The 21,703-nt window shown below is 66.9% G+C and carries 16 protein-coding genes; 7 read left to right on the top strand and 9 right to left on the bottom strand.

Annotated features, from left to right (window positions below; genetic code table 11):
- Positions 1-54 precede the first annotated feature (54 nt).
- On the bottom strand, positions 55-714 hold the full coding sequence (locus J2P76_RS04200) for a LysE family translocator (RefSeq protein ID WP_207404684.1): 660 nt from the start codon (positions 712-714) through the stop codon (positions 55-57).
- Between the two features lie 116 nt (positions 715-830).
- Here J2P76_RS04200 and J2P76_RS04195 point away from each other — a divergent pair, with 116 nt between their 5' ends.
- Positions 831-1,367 (top strand): YaeQ family protein, encoded by a 537-nt coding sequence (locus tag J2P76_RS04195; RefSeq protein WP_207404682.1) that lies wholly within the window; start codon positions 831-833, stop codon positions 1,365-1,367.
- A gap of 25 nt (positions 1,368-1,392) precedes the next feature.
- On the opposite strand, the gene J2P76_RS04190 is transcribed toward J2P76_RS04195, so the two are convergent.
- Entirely contained in the window at positions 1,393-1,959 is a 567-nt protein-coding gene (locus J2P76_RS04190) for a chorismate--pyruvate lyase family protein (RefSeq protein ID WP_207404680.1), read from the bottom strand.
- Positions 1,960-2,085: 126 nt separating this feature from the next.
- Here J2P76_RS04190 and J2P76_RS04185 point away from each other — a divergent pair, with 126 nt between their 5' ends.
- Entirely contained in the window at positions 2,086-2,817 is a 732-nt protein-coding gene (locus J2P76_RS04185; protein WP_207404678.1) for a pseudouridine synthase, read from the top strand.
- Positions 2,818-2,878: 61 nt separating this feature from the next.
- Here the strand turns inward: J2P76_RS04185 and J2P76_RS04180 are convergent, their stop codons facing one another.
- Positions 2,879-3,808 (bottom strand): LysR family transcriptional regulator, encoded by a 930-nt coding sequence (locus tag J2P76_RS04180; protein ID WP_242697286.1) that lies wholly within the window; start codon positions 3,806-3,808, stop codon positions 2,879-2,881.
- 224 nt (positions 3,809-4,032) lie between these two features.
- On the opposite strand from J2P76_RS04180, the gene J2P76_RS04175 reads away from it, so the two are divergent.
- Genes J2P76_RS04175 through adeC form a run of 3 tightly spaced genes read left to right on the top strand, consistent with a single transcriptional unit; the run spans position 4,033 to position 9,896 of the window.
- The gene (locus J2P76_RS04175) at positions 4,033-5,223 is read left to right on the top strand and encodes an efflux RND transporter periplasmic adaptor subunit (protein WP_278253090.1); all 1,191 of its coding nucleotides are present in this window, start codon (positions 4,033-4,035) and stop codon (positions 5,221-5,223) included.
- 9 nt (positions 5,224-5,232) lie between these two features.
- Positions 5,233-8,442, top strand: coding sequence for an efflux RND transporter permease subunit (locus J2P76_RS04170; protein WP_207404675.1), 3,210 nt, complete (start codon positions 5,233-5,235; stop codon positions 8,440-8,442).
- Positions 8,439-9,896: an AdeC/AdeK/OprM family multidrug efflux complex outer membrane factor gene (gene adeC, locus J2P76_RS04165; RefSeq protein WP_278253089.1), complete on the top strand. Its 1,458-nt coding sequence runs from the start codon at positions 8,439-8,441 to the stop codon at positions 9,894-9,896. Before J2P76_RS04170 ends, adeC begins: the two co-directional genes overlap by 4 nt.
- A 139-nt stretch (positions 9,897-10,035) precedes the next feature.
- Here the strand turns inward: adeC and J2P76_RS04160 are convergent, their stop codons facing one another.
- The 6 genes from J2P76_RS04160 to J2P76_RS04135 form a co-directional block, all read right to left on the bottom strand.
- The gene (locus J2P76_RS04160; protein ID WP_207404671.1) at positions 10,036-10,287 is read right to left on the bottom strand and encodes a GlsB/YeaQ/YmgE family stress response membrane protein; all 252 of its coding nucleotides are present in this window, start codon (positions 10,285-10,287) and stop codon (positions 10,036-10,038) included.
- 160 nt (positions 10,288-10,447) lie between these two features.
- Positions 10,448-11,062: an SCO family protein gene (locus J2P76_RS04155; RefSeq protein ID WP_207404670.1), complete on the bottom strand. Its 615-nt coding sequence runs from the start codon at positions 11,060-11,062 to the stop codon at positions 10,448-10,450.
- A gap of 97 nt (positions 11,063-11,159) precedes the next feature.
- Positions 11,160-13,229 (bottom strand): M3 family metallopeptidase, encoded by a 2,070-nt coding sequence (locus J2P76_RS04150; RefSeq protein WP_207404668.1) that lies wholly within the window; start codon positions 13,227-13,229, stop codon positions 11,160-11,162.
- Between the two features lie 244 nt (positions 13,230-13,473).
- Positions 13,474-14,352, bottom strand: coding sequence for a bifunctional methylenetetrahydrofolate dehydrogenase/methenyltetrahydrofolate cyclohydrolase FolD (gene folD, locus J2P76_RS04145; protein ID WP_207404666.1), 879 nt, complete (start codon positions 14,350-14,352; stop codon positions 13,474-13,476).
- Positions 14,349-14,975, bottom strand: a complete 627-nt coding sequence (locus J2P76_RS04140; protein WP_207404664.1) for a response regulator transcription factor — start codon at positions 14,973-14,975, stop codon at positions 14,349-14,351. Before J2P76_RS04140 ends, folD begins: the two co-directional genes overlap by 4 nt.
- Positions 14,972-16,726, bottom strand: a complete 1,755-nt coding sequence (locus J2P76_RS04135) for a PAS domain-containing sensor histidine kinase (RefSeq protein ID WP_207404663.1) — start codon at positions 16,724-16,726, stop codon at positions 14,972-14,974. The genes J2P76_RS04140 and J2P76_RS04135 overlap by 4 nt, the downstream gene beginning before the upstream one ends.
- 309 nt (positions 16,727-17,035) lie before the next feature.
- Here J2P76_RS04135 and aceE point away from each other — a divergent pair, with 309 nt between their 5' ends.
- Both aceE and lpdA read left to right on the top strand, forming a co-directional pair.
- A complete protein-coding gene (gene aceE, locus J2P76_RS04130) occupies positions 17,036-19,744 on the top strand; it encodes a pyruvate dehydrogenase (acetyl-transferring), homodimeric type (RefSeq protein WP_207404661.1) in 2,709 nt (902 codons plus the stop codon).
- Between the two features lie 12 nt (positions 19,745-19,756).
- The gene (gene lpdA / locus J2P76_RS04125; protein ID WP_207404659.1) at positions 19,757-21,559 is read left to right on the top strand and encodes a dihydrolipoyl dehydrogenase; all 1,803 of its coding nucleotides are present in this window, start codon (positions 19,757-19,759) and stop codon (positions 21,557-21,559) included.
- Positions 21,560-21,703 lie beyond the last annotated feature (144 nt).

The raw sequence follows: 21,703 nt of genomic DNA, 5'->3' as shown, positions 1-21,703 counted from the left end.
CACCTGGTTGATGCCACACCTGGTTGATACCTGGCCAGGCCCTGGCAAGGCGCGTCAGCGCCGGTCCAGCGCGAGCTTCAAGCCGAACGCCAGGAACACCGTGCCGGTCAGGCCGTCGAGGCCGCGCATGACCGCGGGATGCTGCAGCCAGCGCGCCAGCGGCCGGGTGGCCGCCACCAGCACGGCGAACCACAGCACGCCCATCAGGGCGTGCAGCCCCGCCAGCAGCAGGCTGAAACCCAGCACGCTGACGCCGGCGGGCATGAATTGCGGCAGAAAGGTCACGTAGAACACCCCCACCTTGGGGTTCAGGACATTGGTCAGGCAGCCGCGCCAGAACCACTGGGCGCCGGTGCCCGAAGTGAAAACCTGTTCATGAGGCGACGTGTGCTTTTCCTGCAAGAGGGCGGCCGGCCGCCCGCCCCGCAGCGTACGCCACAGTAGTCTGATGCCCAGGTAGAACAAATAGGCGGCGCCGCAGATGCGCAGGATGTCGTACGCCATCTGCGAGGCCGCCAGCAGCGATCCCAGCCCCAGCGCCACCACCACGCCCCACACCAGGCAGCCGGCGCAGATGCCCAGCCCGGCCAACAGGGCGCGGCGGCCGCCTTCGACGGCCGAGGTGCGCAGCACCAGCGCGGTATCCAGGCCCGGGGTCAGGGTCAGGATGCCGGCGGCAATACAGAAGGCAAGCAGAGCGGCGGTGGGCGTCATGGCGGTCTCCGGGGCGGCTGGCGCCAGCATAACGCACCCGGCCGGCGCCGGCGGGCGGCGGGTATCCAGCGGGTATCATTACCGCTTTTTGCGGCCTGCCGCCGCCGGATGTCTCCATGGCCTTGCGCGCAACCATTTACAAAGCCGATCTGCACGTCGCCGACGGCGATCGCCATTACTACGGCAGCCACGGGCTGACCGTGGCGCGCCATCCCTCGGAAACCGACGAGCGCATGATGGTGCGGCTGCTGGCCTATGCCCTGCATGCGCAGGAAGGCCTGGCGTTCACCAAGGGTTTGAGCGACACCGACGAGCCCGACCTGTGGCTGAAAGACCTGACCGGCGCCATCGAGCTCTGGATCGAGGTCGGCCAGCCCGACGAACGCCGCATTCTGAAGGCCTGCGGCCGCGCCGCGCAGGTGGTGGTGTACTGCTATGGCGGGCACGCCAGCACGATCTGGTGGGAAGGCGTGCGCGGCAAGCTGGCGCGGGCGCGCAACCTGCGGGTAGTGAACCTGCCGGCCGGCCAGACCCGCGAGCTGGGTCTGCTGGCCGAACGCACCATGGACCTGCACGTGAATGTGCAGGACGGCGCCGCCTTTGTGTCGGCGGACCAGGGGCAGGTCACGGTAGAGCCCGAGGTCTGGCGCTGAGCCGGCCCCGCGCCGCCCGGATGGCTTAGCGCGCCGGGTGGCGCTCGATCCCGGCCCAGAACGCCGGCAGGAAACATTCGGCCACCAGCAGCGGCTGGCCCTGGCGCCAGAACGCCGAACGGCGCGCCCATAGCGCTCCGGCATCGGGCCGGGCCTGCGCGGCGCGCGCCGTGGCATGGAACGGCACCGGCCAGGCCAGGCGCCGGCAGGCAAATGCCGAGCGTTCGATGCTGCGGTCGTGATACAGCATGTCGGCCAGCGGGCGCGTGCGCAGCCGCCGCATGCCCTGCCAGGTGCCGTGCGAGGCCGCCAGCGGCGTCAGGCTGCGCGCCACCACGCTGTCCACGCCATTTACCGACATCAGGATCTCGCGCACCCATACCGGGCTGGCTGGCGCCAGGCCCATGCCGCGGGCCTCGTCGGCCGGGGCGCCCTGGGCATATTCGCGCAGCACGCGCAACTGTACGGCGCCCAGCTTGCGCAGGCCGGCGGTCAGCGCGCCGGGGCGCATCAGCCAGTATTTGTGGGCGGACGACAATGAAGGGGGAACAGCCGGCAGCCAGCCAGGCGCCAGGGGAGCAGGGACTTTCATGGGTGCCTATTATGCCAAGGCCGGCCGTTTACCTGTGCGGCGCCTGCGCGGCTCGCGCCTGGGCCTAAAATGCGGAATCGCCGTCCGGCCGCATCATGGCCGCCGGGCGGCAGGCAGATACGGCATATGGAAAAAATACGAATCTCGAAACTGATGGCCGAGCGCGGCCTGTGTTCGCGCCGCGAGGCCGACAGCTACATCGAGCGCGGCTGGGTCAAGGTGGATGGCGTGGTGGTGGCCGAGCTGGGCGCGCGCGCCTTTGCCGACCAGGTCATCACGCTCGAACGCGCCGCGCAGGCGCGCCAGACCGCGCGGGTCACCATCCTGATCAACAAGCCGGTGGGCTACGTGTCGGGTCAGGCTGAAAAAGGCTATACGCCGGCGGCCGCCCTGGTCGAGGCGCGCTCGCGCTATGCGCGCGACCGCTCGCCGCTGCGCTTTACGCGCGCGCACCTGCAGGGTCTGGCCGTGGCCGGCCGGCTGGACATCGATTCGCAGGGCCTGCTGGTGCTGACACAAGACGGCCGCATCGCCCGCCAGCTGATCGGCGAAGATTCCGGCGTCGACAAAGAATACCTGGTGCGCGTGCAGGGGCGGCTGGACGCGGCCGGCCTGGCCCTGTTGAACCACGGTCTGTCGCTCGACGGCAAGCCGCTGCGCCCCGCGCAGGTGCGCTGGCAGAATGCCGACCAGCTGTGCTTTGTGCTGCGCGAAGGCAAGAAGCGGCAGATCCGCCGCATGTGCGAGCTGGTCGGCCTGAAGGTGGTGGGGCTCAAGCGGGTGCGCATAGGCCAGGTCAGGCTGGGCGACCTGCCGCCCGGCCAGTGGCGCTACTTGCGCGACGACGAACGTTTCTAGGCCCGCGCGCCCGGCAGGCGCCGGCGGCGACTAGCTGTTTCAGTTCATTTCCGGCGCCGGCTCAGATGAGCAAGGGCGAGTTATCCTGTGGCGCCAGCTTGCCCTCGCGCAGCCGCTCCATCAAGAACTCGATGAATATGCGGGTCTTGGCGGGCAGCAGCCGCGTGTCGGTCACGGCATACACCGGAAACGGCCCCGCCTGCCATTCGGGCAGCACTCGCTGCAGGCGCTGCTGCTCGACGTCCTGGCGCACGCTCTGGGCCGGCGCCAGGATGGCAATGCCGGCCCCCAGCGAGGCCAGGCTGCGCACCATGGCCACGCTGTTGACCGAAAACCGGTTTCCCGGCGTGATTTCCAGGCGTTCGTCGCCGCGCGACAGCGGCCAGCGCGTGACGCGGGTGTTGTCGGCCCGGAACTCCAGGCATTCGTGGCTGGTCAGGTCACTGGGGTGCCGCGGCGTGCCGTGGCGCTTCAGGTAGTCGGGAGAAGCGTACAAGTACGCCGACAGCCGGCCCAGCAGGCGGGCGATCTGGGTCGAGTCGGGCAGGGCGCCGATCTCGATCGAGATATCGCAGCGCTGGAACACCCGCCCGGCATGCTCGGGGCTGGCCAGGTCCAGGTAGAACGTCACTTCGGGATAGCGTTGAGAAAACTCCATAAAGGCCTCGGCCAGGAAATCCGTGCCAAAGTCGGCCGGCATGTTCACCCGCAAGGGCCCCGAGGGCATTTCCACCAGCTTCTGCAACTCTTCGTGGGCCACCTGCGCCTCGGCGACGATGCGCTGGCAGCGCTCGAAATACAACTTGCCGGCTTCGGTAAGCTCGACCTTGCGGGTGGTGCGGCTGAGCAGCTGCAGCCCCAGCGAGCGCTCCAGCTCGGCCACCTGACGCGATACCGTCGATTTCGGCATGCCCAGGTTGGCGGCCGCCCGGCCGAAATTGCAGGTCTTGGCCACCTCGACGAAAAATTCCATGCCCTGCAGCCGTTTCATGGCAGATACCCCGTAAGCGCGGCCGTAGCCGTGGGGGCCAATTATTCCATATATGGGATGATGTTTTCGCCTTTGGCTACTTTGTTTCTGAATTGGGATAAAGCAAAATTGCCGCTTTCGCGGTGCAGCATGCTGCGCCGCGGGGCGCAGGAATCACTGAACAGAGCCGCCGGCGCGGCGCCGCACAAGGCGCGGCCGGCCTTGCATCGCCTGGAAAGGATCGTATGAAGAAGAACAGCAATGGAATGCGGCGCGGCGCCGCGGTACTGGCGGCCGTTGCGGCCGCCCTGGCCCTGGCCGGCTGCGGCAAGGGCACGGAAGCGCCGGCCGCCGGCAAGCCGCAGGTGGGCGTGGTGACGCTTGCCACCCGCCCCGTGGTGCTGACCACCGAACTGCCCGGCCGCACGGCGGCCTACCGCGTGGCCGAAGTGCGCCCGCAGGTCAACGGCATCGTCAAGAAGCGCCTGTTCACCGAAGGCGGCGACGTGCAGGCCGGCCAGCAGCTTTATCAGATCGATCCGGCCCTGTACCAGGCCAGCTACGACAGCCAGAAGGCCGCCCTGGCGCGCGCCCAGGCGCAGCTGAAGACCGCGACGCTGCTGGTGCAGCGCTACAAGCCCCTGGCCGAGACCCGCGCGGTCAGCCGCCAGGCCTACGACGATGCCGTGGCGGCCCGCGACCAGGCCGCCGCCGATGTGCAGTCGGCCAAGGCCGCGCTTGAAACGGCGCGCATCAACCTGGTCTACACCAAGGTGCTGTCGCCCATCGAGGGCATCATCGGCCGCTCGTCGGTCACCGAAGGGGCGCTGGTCACGGCCAACCAGGCGGCGGCATTGGCCTCGGTGCAGCAGATCGACCCCATCTATGTCGACGTGACGCAGTCCAGCGTCGATCTGCTGCGCCTGAAAAACGCGCTGGAAAGCGGCCTGCTGCAGCGCGAAGCCGGCAAGGATGCCGCCCGCGTGTCGCTGACCCTGGCCGACGGGTCGCAATACGGCCCCGAAGGCGTGCTGCAGTTTTCCGAAGTTACGGTCGATGAAGGCACGGGCTCGGTCACGCTGCGCGCGGTGTTTCCCAACCCCGACCACAAGCTGCTGCCGGGCATGTTCGTGCGCGCCCGCGTCATCGAGGGCGCGGTGCCGCAGGGGCTGCTGGCGCCGCAGCGCGGCATTACCCGCGACCAGCGCGGCCAGCCCACCGCGCTGGTGGTCAACGCCGACAACAAGGTCGAACTGCGCGTGCTGAAGGTGGATCGCGCCATCGGCGACCAGTGGCTGGTCACCAGCGGCCTGAAGGCGGGCGACAAGGTCATTGTGCAGGGCCTGCAGAATGTGCGCCCCGGCGTCGAGGTGGCCGCCACCGAATTCACGGCCCCGGCCGCGACGCCCGCCGCCGCGGCCGGCGCGGCCAAGTAAGGAGCCCGCATGGCCAAGTTTTTCATCGACCGGCCGGTCTTCGCCTGGGTGGTCGCCATCGTCCTGATGATGGCGGGCGCGCTGGCGATCCTGCAGCTGCCGGTGGCGCAGTATCCCAACATCGCTTCGCCGGCCATCAGCATCCGGGTCAACTACCCCGGCGCATCGGCGCAGACGGTGCAGGACAGCGTGGTGCAGGTCATCGAACAGCAGATGAACGGCATCGACAACCTGAACTACATCTCGTCGGAAAGCAATTCCGACGGCAGCATGTCGATCACGCTGACTTTCGCCCAGGGCACCGATCCCGACACGGCCCAGGTGCAGGTGCAGAACAAGCTGGCGGTGGCGCAGCCGCTGCTGCCGCTCGAAGTGCAGCAGCAGGGCATCCGCGTCAGCAAGGCCACCAAGAACTTCCTGATCGTGGCCGGCTTCATTTCCACCGACGGCAGCATGGCCAAGGAAGACCTGGCCAACTATGTGGCGGCCAACGTGCAGGATCCGGTCAGCCGCACGGCCGGGGTGGGCGACTTCCAGCTGTTCGGCTCGCAGTACGCCATGCGCATCTGGCTGGACCCCGACAAGCTGCTGGCCTTCGACCTGACCACGGTCGATGTCATGAACGCCGTCAAAGAGCAGAACGTGCAGGTGTCGTCGGGCGAGCTGGGCGGCCTGCCGGCCGTGCGCGGCCAGCAGCTCAACGCCACCATCATCGGCCCGTCGCGCCTGCAGACGCCAGAAGAGTTCGGCAAGATACTGCTGAAGGTGAACGCCGACGGCTCGCAGGTGCGGCTGTCCGACGTGGCGCGCGTGTCGCTGGGCGCGCAGAACTATTCCATCGACAGCTACTACAACGGCAAGCCCGCCTCGGGCCTGGCCATCAAGCTGGCGCCGGGAGCCAACGCGCTGGACACGGTCGACGCCGTGCGCGACACCATCAACCGGCTCAAGCCGTTCTTCCCGCCCGGGATGGACGTGGTCTATCCGTACGACACCTCGCCGTTCGTGGCCCTGTCGATCGAAAGCGTGATCCACACCCTGATCGAGGCCATCATCCTGGTGTTCCTGGTGATGTACCTGTTCCTGCAGAACCTCCGGGCCACGCTGATTCCCACCCTGGCCGTGCCGGTAGTGCTGCTGGGCACCTTCGGCGTGCTGGCCGCCTTCGGCTATTCCATCAATACCCTGACCATGTTCGGCATGGTGCTGGCCATCGGCCTGCTGGTCGATGACGCCATCGTGGTGGTGGAAAACGTCGAGCGGGTCATGGCCGAAGAGGGGCTGTCGCCCAGGCAGGCCACGCGCAAGTCCATGGGCCAGATCACCGGCGCGCTGATCGGCATCGCCCTGGTGCTGTCGGCCGTGTTCGTGCCCATGGCCTTTTTCGGCGGGTCCACGGGCGTGATCTACCGCCAGTTCTCGATCACCATCGTGTCGTCGATGGTGCTGTCGGTGCTGGTGGCCATCATTTTCACGCCGGCCCTGTGCGCCACGCTGCTCAAGCGCGTGCCCAAGGGGCACCATGCCGCCAAGACGGGTTTCTTCGGCTGGTTCAACCGGTTCTTCGACCGCTCCAACCACGGCTATGCCAACTCGGTGGCGCGCGGGCTCAGCCGCCCCAAGCGCCTGATGCTCATCTACCTGCTGCTGCTGGTGGCCATGGGCTGGATGTTCACGCGCATTCCCACCTCGTTCCTGCCCAACGAAGACCAGGGCATCCTGTTCGCGCAGGTGCAGGCGCCGGCCGGCGCCACCGCCGAGCGCACCAGCCACACCGTCGAAGCCGCCACCCGCTATCTGCTCGAAGACGAGAAAGACGCGGTGGCGTCGGTATTCGCGGTGCACGGCTTCAGCTTCGGCGGCCGCGGCCAGAACTCGGCCATCCTGTTCATCAAGCTGCGCGACTGGAAAGAGCGCGGCGACGACGCGCTGAAGGTCGGCGCGCTGGCCCAGCGCGCCAACGCCTACTTTGCCACGCACCTGCACGATGCGCGCGTCACCGCCTTTGCTCCGCCCGCGGTCATGGAGCTGGGCAATGCGCTCGGCTTCGACTTCCAGCTGATGGACCAGGCAGGGCTGGGCCACGAGCGCCTGGCCCAGGCGCGCGACCAGTTCCTGGCCGAGGCCGCCAAAAGCCCCAAGCTGGTGGGGGTGCGGCTCAACGGCATGGAAGACGCGCCGCAATACCAGCTGGACATCGACCGCGAGAAGGCGCGCGCGCTGGGCGTGGCGATCTCCGACATCAACAGCACGCTGTCGACCGCATGGGGCGGATCGTACGCCAACGACTTCCTGGACCGCGGCCGCGTGAAAAAGGTATACGTGCAGGGCGAGGCCGCGGCGCGCATGCTGCCCTCCGACCTCGACAAATGGTACGTGCGCAACCAGTCCGGCGGCATGGTGCCGTTTTCGGCCTTCGCTTCGGCCCACTGGACCTACGGCCCGCAGCGGCTCGACCGCTACAACGGCGTGCCGTCGTTCAACATCCAGGGCCAGGCGGCGCCGGGCTACAGCTCGGGCGAGGCCATGGCCGAGATGGAGCGCATCGCCGCCACCATGCCCACCGGCGTGGGCTACGAATGGACCGGCCTGTCGTACGAAGAGCGCCTGTCCGGCTCGCAGGCCCCGGCCCTGTACGCAATTTCGCTGATCGTGGTGTTCCTGTGCCTGGCCGCCCTGTATGAAAGCTGGGCGATCCCGACATCCGTCATGCTGGTGGTGCCGCTGGGCGTCATCGGGGTGCTGGCGGCCACGCTGCTGCGCGGCCTGTCCAACGACGTGTATTTCCAGGTCGGCCTGCTGACCACGGTGGGGCTCAGCGCGAAAAACGCGATCCTGATCGTGGAATTCGCCAAGGCCCACTACGAAGAAGGCGCCAGCCTGATCGAGGCCGCCGTGCACGCCGCGCGCCAGCGCCTGCGGCCCATCCTGATGACCTCGATGGCGTTCATCCTGGGCGTGGTTCCGCTGGCCATATCGACCGGGGCCGGCTCGGGCAGCCAGCACGCCATCGGCACCGGAGTGATCGGCGGCATGCTGGCCGGCACCTTCCTGGCCATTTTCTTCGTGCCGGTGTTCTTTGTAGTGATGCTGCGCCTGTTCAAGGTCAAGCGCCACAGCGAGCGCCACGATGACGACGACGAAGGCGAGGACGAACCGCAGGACGCCGCCGCCTTGCCGCCTGCGCCGTCGGCGCAGCCCGGGGAGCAACCGCAATGAACCCGACCATGCATCGATCTTTCCTGACGCTGGCGCTGGCCGCGGCCCTGGCGGGCTGCTCGCTGGCGCCCACCTATGAACGCCCCGCGGCGCCGGTCAGCGACGCTTTTCCCGCCGGCCCGGCATACGGGCCGGCGGGCCAGGCCGGCGCAGCGGACGCCGCCGCGGCCGACATCGGCTGGCGCGATTTCTTCGCCGATCCGCTGCTGCAGCGCCTGATCTCGATGGCGCTGGAGGCCAACCGCGACCTGCGGGTGGCGGCCCTTAATGTCGAAGAGGCGCGCGCGCAATACCGCATCCAGCGCGCCGACCTGCTGCCCGGCGTGGGCATTGCCGGCCAGGGTTCGGTACAGCGCCAGCCTGGCGACCTGACCCAGAGCGGCCAAGCCGGCATCAGCCGCAGCTACCAGGTGGGCGGCGCCATCTCGGCCTGGGAACTGGACTTGTTCGGACGCATTCGCAGCCTGAGCGAGCAGGCGCTGGAAACCTACCTGGCGCAGGACGAGACGCGCACCGCCACGCAGCTGGCCCTGGTCGCGGAAACCGCCAGCGCCTACCTGACGCTGCGCGCCGACCAGGAACTGCTGAGCCTGACGCAATCCACCCTGGCCGCCCAGCAGGATTCGTACAAACTGACCAAGCAGAGCTACGACCTGGGCGTGGCCACCGAACTGGACCTGAGCCAGGCCGAGATTGCGCTGCGCACCGCCCAGCGCAACTTGTCGCAATACACGCGCATGGCGGCCCAGGACCGCAACGCGCTGGTGCTGCTGGTGGGCCAGCCGCTGCCGGCGGACGTGGTGGCGCAGCTGGACCAGGCCACCACGCTGCCCGACGGCATCATGCCGCGCACGCTGCCCGCCGGCCTGCCGTCCGACTTGCTGGCGCGGCGTCCCGACATCCGCGCGGCCGAGCACCAGCTGAAGGCGGCCAATGCCAATATCGGCGCCGCGCGCGCGGCGTTCTTTCCCACCATCAGCCTGACAGGCAGCGCCGGCACCGCCAGCGCCAGCCTGGGCGGGCTGTTCGATGCCGGCTCCGGGGCCTGGAGCTTCGCGCCCAGCATCACCATGCCCATTTTTGCCGGCGGCGCGTTGCGCGCCAGCCTGGATGCTTCCAAGGTGCGCAAGAACATCCAGGTGGCGCAATACGAGAAGTCCATCCAGACGGCGTTCCGCGAAGTCTCGGATGCGCTGGCCGGGCGCGGCACGCTGCAGTCCCAGATCGAGGCGCAGCGCCTGCTGGTCGATGCCAGCCAGCGCGCCTACAACCTGTCGCAGCAGCGCTTCGAACAGGGCATCGACAACTACCTGAGCGTGCTGGACGCGCAGCGCTCGCTGTATTCGTCGCAGCAAGTGCTGGTGGAAACGCGGCTGGCGCGGCTGTCCAACCTGGTCACCCTGTACCGGACCCTGGGCGGCGGCTGGACCGAGCACAGCGTGGCCGCGCGCTAGGCCGGGGCCCGGCGCAAAAAAAGGCCCCCACGCTGCGCTGCGCTTGCTGCCCCCCGAGGGGGCGTTTCTTGCCTTGGGGCGGCCCGGCGGCAAAAAGGGCGGCCCTCCAGGGCCGCCCTTTTTTGCTATGCGCGGTGCGTTATGCGCGCTTCTTGGTGATCAGGCCCACCACGAACAGCACCACGATGGCGCCGACCACCGAGCCGATCCAGCCCGCCGGCTCGCCGGGGGCGTACCAGCCCAGCGATTGGCCGAGAAAGCCGGCCACGACCGCGCCGATGATGCCCAGGATGGTGGTCATGATGATGCCCATGTTCTGGTCGCCGGGCATGATGGCGCGGGCAATGAGACCGACCACAAAGCCGACGATGATCATGATGATAATGCTCATGCGCGTGCTCCTCTTTCAGGGTGTAGGGTAAGCGTTGGGATGATACTCACCGTGCCCGGGCTGAAACTGTAACAACACGTATTTGGGGCATCCGCGCAACAGACTGCCCGGCGGTCCGCGTGGCGGGGCAGGGGCCGCCGCCCGCCGGCAGGGGCCAGATTTAGCTGGTGATGTCGATCAATTGGCGCAGATCCTTGACGATGGCGTCGATACCGTCGGTATCCGAGGCCAGCAGGCGCGCCTTGCCCGCATTGTCGAAAATATACACGCCACGGCTGTGCGTGACGTCGTAGACGTCGGCCGAATCACCGGGCCGGGGCTTTTCGATCTGGTAGGCCACGCGGTAGCGGCGCGCCAGATCGGCAATCTGCTTTTCGCTGCCGGTGACGCCGATGGCGTTGTTGTTGAAGGCGTCGACATACGCCTGCAATATGTCGGGCGTATCGCGGTGCGGATCGACACTGACGAACACGATGCGCACCTGGTCGGCCTGGCTGCCCAGCTGCTGCAGCACCGCAGTCAGTTGCGCCATGGTGGTGGGGCAGATGTCGGGGCAGCTGGCATAGCCGAAGAACAGCAGCACGGTCTTGCCCTTCAGGTCGTCGCTGGAAACCGTCTTGCCGCCCGCGCCGTCGAGCTGGAATTGCAGGTCGGGCAGGTGGCCCTTGATGTCGTACAGGGTCCAGTCGGCGGCCTTGTCGCCGCACGCGGCCAGCAGCGTGCAAGTGGCCAGCAACAGGGCACGCCAGACGCGGCCAGAGAAAAAAGCAGGCATGTCGGTATCACGCGCGCGGGCGCGCAGCAAATCAGAACGGCAACAGGCACGATTCTAACGTGTTGGGTTCTTTCCTACCCGTATGGCACGCGACGGCTCAAAGCCGCCCTTGGCCCGCCACCATTCCGCTGTGTCGCAGCAGCGCATCGATCTTCGGCCCGCGCCCGCGGAAGGCCTGGAACGATTCCGCCGCCGGCCGGGCGCCGCCCACCGCCAGGATCTCTTTGCGGAAACGCGCGCCCGTCGCCGCATCCAGCGTGCCATGCTGGCCCGCCCGGGCGGCCTCTTCGAAAGCCTCGTAGGCGTCGGCCGACAGCACTTCCGCCCACTTGTAGCTGTAGTAGCCGGCCCCGTAGCCGCCGGCGAACAGGTGCGAGAAACTGTGCGGCAGGCGGTGCCAGGCCGGCGGGAACAGCACGGCCACTTCTTTGCGCACCTGCTGCAGCAGGGCCAGCGTGTCGGCGATGGACGCGCCCTGGCCGCGATCGTGCAGCAGCATGTCGAACAGCGCGAACTCGATCTGCCGTACGGTCTGCATGCCGCTCTGGAAGTTGCGGGCCGCCACCAGCTTGTCGTACAGCGCGCGCGGCAGCGGCTGGCCGTTGTCGACGTGCGCCGACAGGCGCTGCACCACCGGCCATTCCCAGCAGAAATTTTCCATGAACTGCGAAGGCAGCTCGATGGCGTCCCATTCGACGGCGGAAAACGCCGAGGCCGCGGGCTCGTCCACTTCCGACAGCAGCGCGTGCAGGGCGTGGCCGGTTTCGTGGAACAGGGTGATGACGTCGTCGTGGGTCAGCAGCGCGGGCTTGCCGTCGCCGGGCCGCGCGAAATTGCAGGTCAGGTACACCACGGGCGTCTGCAGCTCGCCGCCCGCGCGGCGGCGATTGCGCTCGCTGTCGACCCAGGCGCCGCTTTGTTTGCCGGCGCGCGCATACAGGTCCAGGTACAGGTGGCCGACCAGCGCGCCGTCGGGCGTTTCCACGCGCACGCCGCGCACGTCGGCCTGCCAGCGCGACACCTCGGTTTCACGCAAGCGCACGTCGAACAGCGTTTCGATGACCTGGAACAGTCCTTCGAGCACGCGCGGCTCGGTGAAATACTGCTTGATCTCGTCTTCGGAATACGCATAGCGCGCTTCGCGCAGGCGTTCGGACGCATAGGCCACGTCCCAGGGCTGCAGCGCGTCCAGCCCCAGCTCGGCGGCCGCGTAGGCCTTGAGTTCGGCCAGGTCGCGCTCGGCGTAGGGGCGCGCGCGCGCGGCCAGGTCGCGCAGGAACTTGACCACTTCATCGGCATCGCGCGCCATGCGGGTCTGCAGGCGCAGCGCGGCAAACGTGCCGTAGCCGAGCAGGGCCGATTCTTCGGCGCGCAGCGCCAGCAGCTCTTCGATCAGGGGCGAGTTGTCGAAGCGCGTATCGCCCTGTTCGGATGCCACGGTGCCGTAGGCGCGGTACATCTGTTCGCGCAGATCGCGGTCGCGCGCATATTGCATCACCGGCAGGTAGCAGGGCATTTTCAGCGTCAGCTTCCAGCCCGGCTTGCCGTCGTCCTGAGCGGCCTGGCGGGTGGCGTGCAGCACGTCGGCCGGCAGGCCGGCCAGCCGCGTTTCATCGTCGATGAACAGCGACCAGGCGTCGCGCGCATCGAGTACGTTTTCGGAAAACTTCTGCGTCACCTGGGCCTCGCGGTCGGAGATGGCGGCATAGCGTTCGCGCGCCGGGCCCTGCAGTTCGACCCCGCTGAGGCGGAAATCGCGCAGCGCCAGCTCGACCACCCGGCGGCGCACCGGATCCCAGCCGTCGAAGCCGGACGCGGCGCGCAGGCGCTGGTACTGGCGGTACAGCCCTTCGTGCAGGCCGACCCAGGTCGAGAACTCGGTGACCAGGGGCAGGGCGGTGTTATAGGCTTCGCGCAGTTCCGGGGTGTTGACCACGGCGTTCAGGTGGCCCGCCACCGACCAGGCGCGCCACAGCCGCTCGGTGACCGCATCCAGCGGCTCGACCACCGTATTCCACTCGGCCGGCACGGCCGGATCGGCGGCCGCCTCGACCGCCTGGCGCGCGATGCCCAGCAATTCCTGGATGGCGGGCACGATATGCCCGGGCTGGACGGCCGCATAATCGATCAGGCCGGAAACGGGGGCGAGCAGGGGATTCTGGGTCATGGGCGGTTGCTGTGGGAAAAAGAATCTGTACAGGAACAGATGAGGGCGGACGGGCTGGAAATCAAGCGGAATTCCCCGGGACCTTAAGGTGTCTTAAGGTGTCTGACTCCCGCCAGGGTGTCAGACACCGCAAGGCTGAGACAACTGTTGCGCACCTCGGTGTCTGACACCCTGGCGGGAGTCAGACACCTGGCAAGCGTCGCCCCCCTGGGGGGGAAGCGCGCAGCGCTTCGGGGGGGGGCTATCACGCCCTTTCAGCGGCCTCGACGGTGTTGACCAGCAGCATGGCGATGGTCATGGGCCCCACGCCGCCCGGCACCGGCGTGATGGCGCCGGCCACTTCGCGGGCCGAGGCGAAATCGACGTCGCCACACAGCTTGCCGTCGGCGCCGCGGTTGATGCCCACGTCGATCACCACCGCACCCGGCTTGATCATGCTGCCGTCGATCATGCCCGGCTTGCCGGTGGCTACCACCAGCACGTCGGCGCGGCGCGTCTGGGCCGCCAGGTCGCGGGTTTTGGAATTGCAGATGGTGATGGTGGCGCCGGCCTGCAGCAGCAGCATGGCCATGGGCTTGCCGACGATATTGCTGGCGCCCACGATCACCGCCTCGGCGCCGCGCAGGGCCACGCCTTCGGCTTCCAGCATCTTCATGACGCCGTAGGGCGTGCACGGCCGGAACAGCGGCTGGCCGGTCATCAGCAGGCCGGCATTGCTGATATGGAAGCCGTCCACGTCTTTCTCGGCGGCGATGGCCTCGATGACCTTGTGGCTGTTCATGTGCGGCGGCAGGGGCAGCTGCACCAGAATGCCGTGGATGGCGGGGTCGCGATTGAGCTTGTCGATGCGCGCCAGCAGCTCGGCTTCGGTCATGTCGGCCGGGTACTGCTCTTTGATGGAGTACAGGCCGGCTTTTTCGCAGGCCGCCACCTTGTTGCGAACGTACACTTGCGAGGCCGGGTCGTCGCCGACCAGCACCACGGCCAGGCCGGGGCGCACGCCCTTGGCGGCCAGTGCCTGCACGCGCCGGGCGACATCTTCACGAATGCGCAGCGCCAGGGCGGCGCCGTCGATGATGCGCGCACCCGCGCGCGCCGGGGTGGAAGGGTCCTGCCGGGTCATGCATGCGCCTCGGGTTTGGCCAGCGCGACTTTCATCAGGTCGGCGACCGTGGTGACTTCAAGTTTTTCCATGATGTTGGCGCGATGGGCCTCGACGGTCTTGATGCTGATGCCCAGGTCGTCGGCGATCTGCTTGTTCAGCCGGCCCGCCACGATGCGTTCCAGCACTTGTTGTTCGCGGGCCGTCAGGCGCGCCAGCATGGCTTCGTGGTCTTTCTGGGCCTGGAACTGGCTGATGCGCTGGGTGGCCTGTTCGAGCATGCGCGCCACGATCTCGCGCAGGTCGGATTCGTTGAAAGGCTTTTCCAGGAAATCGACCGCGCCCTTCTTCATGGTGGACACCGCCATGGGTACGTCGCCGTGGCCGGTGATGAACACGATGGGCAGCGGGGCGTTGCGCGCCAGGATCTGTTCCTGCAGCTCGAGGCCGCTCATGCCGGGCATGCGCACATCGGCGATCAGGACGCCCACCTGGCTGGCGTCGTATTCTTCAAGAAACGTCTCGCCGCTGGCGAACGCGCGAACGCGATAGCCGTTGGCTTCCAGCAGCCAGCGCAGTGAATCGCGTACCGCTTCGTCGTCATCGACAATGAATACCGTGCTCGACTGGGGGGGGGTGTTCATGCGTGCAACTCCTCGGGCTGATCACTCTGCGCATGCTTGTCGGGCGTGGCGCAGGGCAGGGTAAAGCGGAAAATAGTACCGCCAGCGGGGTTAGGGTCGGCCCATAGGCGGCCGTGATGCGACTCGATTATGGTACGGCAGATGTTCAGCCCCATGCCCAGGCCTTGCGACTTGGTGCTGAAGAAGGGCTCGAACAGGCGTTCGGGCTCGGCCAGGCCGTGGCCGCGGTCGACCACGGCCACTTCGATCTGCTGTTCGTGCGGGATCACGGCGACTTTGAGTTCGTCGGATTCGCTTTTTTCCATGGCCTCCAGGCCGTTTTTCAGCAGGTTCAGCAATACCTGTTCGATCAGGATGGGGTCGGCCAGCACGTCGGGGGCATTGGACGGCACGAACGGCTCGATGCGGATGCGGCGCTTGCGCGCGTCGATCTCGGCGAAGCCGATGGCGTTGTCGACGATGCGGCTGATGGGCACGCGCTGGCGGCGCGGCTCGCTGCGCTTCACGAATTCGCGGATGCGGCTGATGATCTTGCCGGCGCGCTCGGCCTGCGAGGCGGCTTTTTCCAGCGCCGGCAGCAGCATGTTGGGGCTGGTGTGCCCCGCCTTGACCAGCGCCACGGCGCCCATGCTGTAGTTGGCAATGGCGGTCAGGGGCTGGTTGAGCTCGTGGGCCAGCGACGAGGCCATTTCGCCCATGGTGGTCAGGCGGCTGGTCAGCTGGATTTTTTCCTGCTGCACGCGCGAGGCTTCTTCGTGGTTGCGGCGCTCGGTGATGTCGCGCGCCACCTGCATGCGCACCCGGCGCCCGTCGGTCCAGGCCAGCATGCGGTGGTGCACTTCGAACCAGCGCTGTACCGATGGCGCGAATACCTCGACCGACTCGTCGGTGAAGCGGCCGCGGCGCCCGGCCAGCAGTTCGTCGTGCCCGCCCGTCTGGGCGCCGAACACCCGGCGGTACGTGCGGTTGGCGAACAGCAGTTCCAGGCCGTCGTGGGTGTCGGCCGTGACCGAAATGGCGTCGTCCAGGCCTTCCAGCACGGTCATGAAGCGCTCGTGCGCCGCGGTCAGGGCCTCGCGGATGCGCTTGGGCTCGGTGATGTCCGTCATCGAGGTCATCCAGCCGATCTGCGTGCCGTTGGGGTCGAGCAGCGGCGACACATACATGCGCGCCGTAAAGCGCGAGCCGTCGCGGCGCTGCGCCTCGACTTCGAGCCCGCTGCTGGGGGTCTTGCCCGAAGTCAGGACATCCAGCGTATGCTGGTGCTGTTCGTGGCGGCCCGGCACCCAGTACGGGAACGGCGGGCTGCGGCCGATCAGGTCGGCCTCGTTCCAGCCGATCATGCGGCAGAAGGCCGGGTTTACATAGGCGATGCGGCCTTCCATGTCGAGCACGCGCATGCCGGTGGACATGGAGTTTTCCATGGCGCGGCGGAACCCGGTCTCGGCGATGAGGGCGGCTTCGGCGCTGGACCGGAAGCGCGTATAGCGCCACAGCATCAGCAGGCTGATGATGATCACGCACGACAGGGCCAGCACCACCCAGATCAGGCGCTGCTGGCGCACTTCCTGGTCGATGGTCACGAACATGACGCTGTCGTCGTGCAGGCGCTGCAGCCAGAAGAAGGCGCCCATCACGCACAGGTACAGGATCAGCACGACGGCCGGCGTCACCCAGTACACCCCGCGCCGGCGCTGCCGGGCGTGGTCGTGGAACGAGTTCGGAATATTGGACTTGTGCGGGCTGGACATAACGTTCGGGCCGTATAGAGCCGGCATTTTAGAGCGTGTTGCGCGCGGTTGCGCGGGCAGGCGGCGGCTGGCGGCGCCAGATGGGCCGGTGTCGTTCAGTTTTCTGTCAATATTTCGTATTATGAAATGCCGTACCGCAACATGAAATTTTCCCCGGGACGGGTTACTCTTCGCCTTTAGCGTCCCTGCCGTGCGTCATCGATCGACCGCCCGGGCAGTGGATAATCCCGGCAAGTGCCGGAACCATTGGTCTGCCCGACCCGCTATCCCCGGGGCGGGCGTGCTCAGAACTCCCACAGGAGACACACGATGTCCTCTAATGCCCAGGCTAGCGCGCTATCTGCCGCCAATGATGAAGACACCCTGGAAACCCAGGAGTGGCTCGAAGCCCTGGCCGCCGTGCTCGACCGCGAAGGCCCCGAGCGCGCCCATTACCTGCTGGAACGCCTGATCGACGAGGCCCGCCGCTCTGGCGCGCACATCCCATTTTCGCCCAATACGGCCTACGTCAACACCATCCCGCCCGCGCTCGAGCCCGCTCACCCCGGCAATCTCGAGCTGGAATCGCGCATTCGCTCGTATGTGCGCTGGAACGCCATGGCGATGGTGGTGAAGGCCAACAAGCACAATCCGCCCGATGGCGGCGACCTGGGCGGCCACATCGCCTCGTTCGCATCGCTGGCCACCATGATCGGCTGCGGCCAGAACCACTTCTGGCACGCCGAAGACGCCGAACACGGCGGCGACCTGGTGTATTTCCAGGGCCATACCTCGCCCGGCATGTACGGCCGCGCCTATCTTGAAGGCCGCCTTACCGCCGAGCAGCTGGATCACTTCCGCCAGGAAGTCGACGGCAAGGGCCTGTCGTCGTATCCGCACCCCAAGCTGATGCCGGAATTCTGGCAGTTTCCCACGGTGTCGATGGGCCTGGGCCCGCTGATGGCCATTTACCAGGCCCGCTTCCTGAAGTACCTGCACGCCCGCGGCCTGGCCGACACCAGCAAGCGCAAGGTCTGGGTGTTCTGCGGCGACGGCGAAATGGACGAGCCCGAATCGCTGGGCGCCATCGCCCTGGCCGCGCGCGAAAAACTGGACAACCTGATCTTCGTCATCAACTGCAACCTGCAGCGCCTGGACGGCCCGGTGCGCGGCAACGGCAAGATCATCCAGGAACTCGAAGGCGATTTCCGCGGCTCGGGCTGGAACGTCATCAAGCTGATTTGGGGCGGCTACTGGGATCCGCTGCTGGCGCACGACAAAGAAGGCATTCTGCGCCAGATCATGGAAGACACGGTCGACGGCGAATACCAGGCCTACAAGGCCAATGACGGCAAGTTCGTGCGCGAGCACTTCTTCGGCAAGCATCCCAAGCTGCTCGAAGCCGTGTCGCGCATGAGCGACGAAGACGTCTGGCGCCTGAACCGCGGCGGCCACGATCCCCACAAGGTGTACGCGGCCTTCAAGTCGGCCGCCACGCACCAGGGCCAGCCCACCGTCATTCTGGCCAAGACCATCAAGGGTTACGGCATGGGCCATGTGGGCCAGGCCAAGAACCCCACCCACCAGCAGAAAAAACTGGAACTGGATTCGATCCGCGAGTTCCGCGACCGCTTCGCCATTCCCATTCCCGACGACCAGCTCGAAAAGCTGCCGTACTTCAAGCCGGCCGAAGATTCGCCCGAAATGCAGTACCTGCACGAACGGCGCCGCGCGCTGGGCGGCTATCTGCCCAAGCGCCGCGCCAAGGCCGACGAGCACCTCAAGGCCCCGGCGCTGGACGCCTTCAAGGCCGTGCTCGAGCCCACTTCCGAAGGCCGTGAAATCTCGACCACCCAGGCCTTCGTGCGCGTGCTGAACCAGATCCTGCGCGACAAAGACCTGGGCCCGCGCGTGGTGCCCATCCTGGCCGACGAATCGCGCACTTTCGGCATGGAAGGCCTGTTCCGCCAGATCGGCATCTACGCGCCCGAAGGGCAGAAGTACACCCCGGTCGATAAAGACCAGGTCATGTACTACAAGGAATCGGCCGACGGCCAGCTGCTGCAGGAAGGCATCAACGAAGCGGGCGCCATGAGCTCGTGGATCGCGGCGGCCACGTCGTATTCCACCAACAACCGCATCATGATCCCGTTCTACATCTATTACTCGATGTTCGGGTTCCAGCGCGTTGGCGACCTGGCCTGGGCGGCCGGCGACATGCAGGCGCGCGGCTTCCTGCTGGGCGGCACGGCGGGGCGCACCACGCTCAACGGCGAAGGCCTGCAGCACGAAGACGGCCACAGCCACATCCTGGCCTCGACCATCCCGAACTGCGTGTCGTACGACCCCACCTTCGGGCACGAACTGGCCGTCATCATCCAGCATGGCCTGAAGCGCATGGTGGAAGACCAGGAGAACGTGTACTACTACCTGACCGTGATGAACGAGAACTACCCGCAGCCCGGCCTGACCAAGGGCGACGAGGAAGGCATCATCAAGGGCATGTACAAGCTCAAATCGCACGGCAAGGGCAAGCAGCGCGTGCAGCTGATGGGTTCGGGCACCATCCTGCGCGAAGTGCTGGCGGCCCAGGAAATGCTGGAAGCCGACTGGGGCGTGGCGTCCGACCTCTGGAGCGTCACCAGCTTTACCGAGCTGCGCCGCGACGGCCTGGATGCCGAGCGCCACAACCTGCTGCACCCCGAGCAGAAAAAGCCGCAGGTGCCGTACGTGACGACGCAGCTGGAAAAAACCCAGGGCCCGATCATCGCGTCCACCGATTACATGAAGCTGTTCGCCGACCAGATCCGTCCGTTCGTGCCCAAAGACCGCGCCTACCGTGTGCTGGGCACCGACGGCTTCGGCCGTTCCGACTTCCGCTACAAGCTGCGCGAGCACTTCGAGATCGACCGCCATTTCGTGGTGCTGGCCGCCCTGCGCGCCCTGGCCGATGAGGGTACGATTCCCGTTGCGAAGGTGGCCGAGGCCATCAAGAAGTACGGCATCAACCCCGCCAAAGCCAACCCGCATCACGCCTGAAGGTAAACAGACATGAGCAAACTCGTGGAAATCAAGGTTCCGGACATAGGCGACTTCAAGGAAGTGGAAGTGATCGAGGTGCTGGTGTCGGAGGGCGACACCATCAAGCCGGAGCAAAGCCTGATCACGGTGGAGTCGGACAAGGCGTCGATGGAGATTCCGGCGTCGGCGGGCGGCGTGGTGAAGTCGGTGAAGGTGAAGGTGGGCGACAAGGTCGCCGAAGGCAAGGTGATCCTGGAGGTCGAGGCCGGCGAAGCGGCTGCCGACGCCAAGCCGGCGCCAGCCGCGCCGGCCGCCTCCCAGGAGTCTGACTCCCAACGGGTGTCAGACACCGTCACTAAGGAGAAGGCGCCGCAGAAAGACCAACCCGCCGCCGCTGCCGCCCAATACAGCGGCTCGGCCGATGTGGAATGCGATGTGCTGGTGCTGGGCGCCGGCCCGGGCGGTTATTCGGCGGCCTTCCGGGCCGCCGACCTGGGCCTGTCCACGGTGCTGGTCGAGCGCTACGAAACCCTGGGCGGCGTCTGCCTGAACGTCGGCTGCATTCCGTCCAAGGCCTTGCTGCACAATGCCGCCGTCATCGACGAGGCGCGCGCCCTGGCCGCGCACGGCATCAGCTTCGGCGAACCCAAGATCGACCTGGACAAGCTGCGCGGCTACAAAGACAGCGTGGTGGCCAAGCTGACCGGCGGCCTGGCCGGCATGGCCAAGGCCCGCAAAGTCAAGGTGGTAACGGGTGTGGGCGAATTCGCCGACCCGCATCATCTGGCGGTGAAGGGCGCTGACGGCAAGACCCAGACCATCCGCTTCAAGAATGCCATCATCGCCGCCGGCAGCCAGTCGGTGAAGCTGCCGTTCCTGCCCGACGACGACCGCATCGTCGATTCGACCGGGGCGCTGCAGCTGCGCGCCATTCCGAAGAAGATGCTGATCATCGGCGGCGGCATCATCGGCCTGGAAATGGGCACGGTGTATTCCACGCTGGGCGCGCGCCTGGACGTGGTGGAAATGCTGGACGGCCTGATGCAGGGCGCCGACCGCGACCTGGTCAAGGTATGGCAGAAGATGAACGCCGGCCGCTTCGACAACATCATGTTGAAGACCAAGACGGTGGGCGCCGAAGCCAGGAAAGACGGCATCTACGTCAGCTTCGAAGGCGAGGGCGCGCCCAAAGAGCCGCAACGCTACGACCTGGTGCTGCAGGCCGTGGGGCGCAGCCCCAACGGCAAGAAGATCGGTGCCGACAAGGCGGGCGTGGCCGTGACGGACCGGGGCTTCATCGAAGTCGACAAGCAGATGCGCACCAACGTGCCGCACATCTACGCCATCGGCGACGTGGTCGGCCAGCCCATGCTGGCGCACAAGGCCGTGCATGAAGGCCATGTGGCGGCCGAGGCCGCCGCCGGCCAGAAGTCGTTCTTCGACGCGCGCGTCATTCCGTCGGTGGCCTATACCGATCCGGAAGTGGCGTGGGTGGGCCTGACCGAAGACGAGGCCCGAAAGCAGGGCATCAAGGTCGAGAAGGGCCTGTTCCCGTGGGCGGCTTCGGGCCGCGCCATCGCCAACGGCCGCGACGAAGGCTTCACCAAGCTGCTGTTCGACGCCGAAAGCCATCGCATTCTGGGCGGCGGCATCGTGGGCACCCATGCCGGCGACCTGATCAGCGAGATCGCGCTGGCGATCGAGATGGGGGCGGATATGGTGGACATCGGCAAGACCATCCACCCGCATCCCACGCTGGGAGAATCGGTGGGAATGGCCGCCGAAGTGGCGGAAGGCGTTTGCACTGATTTGCCGCCGGTGCGGAAGAAGTAGGCGGTTTTGCTGCCATAGAAACGAGGCCGCCTCTGTGGGCGGCCTCGTTTTTTTGGGTAAACCAGGTGTCTGGCTCCGCAGGCGCCAGACACCGAAGTGTGCAGCGACTGTCTCAACAGCAAGGTGTCTGGCACCTGCGAGCCA

Source organism: Bordetella petrii (assembly GCF_017356245.1).
Classification (GTDB): domain Bacteria; phylum Pseudomonadota; class Gammaproteobacteria; order Burkholderiales; family Burkholderiaceae_B; genus Bordetella_A; species Bordetella_A petrii_D.
The sequence above is the reverse complement of the archived record's forward strand: the minus strand, read 5'-3'. Positions and strand labels throughout refer to the sequence as shown.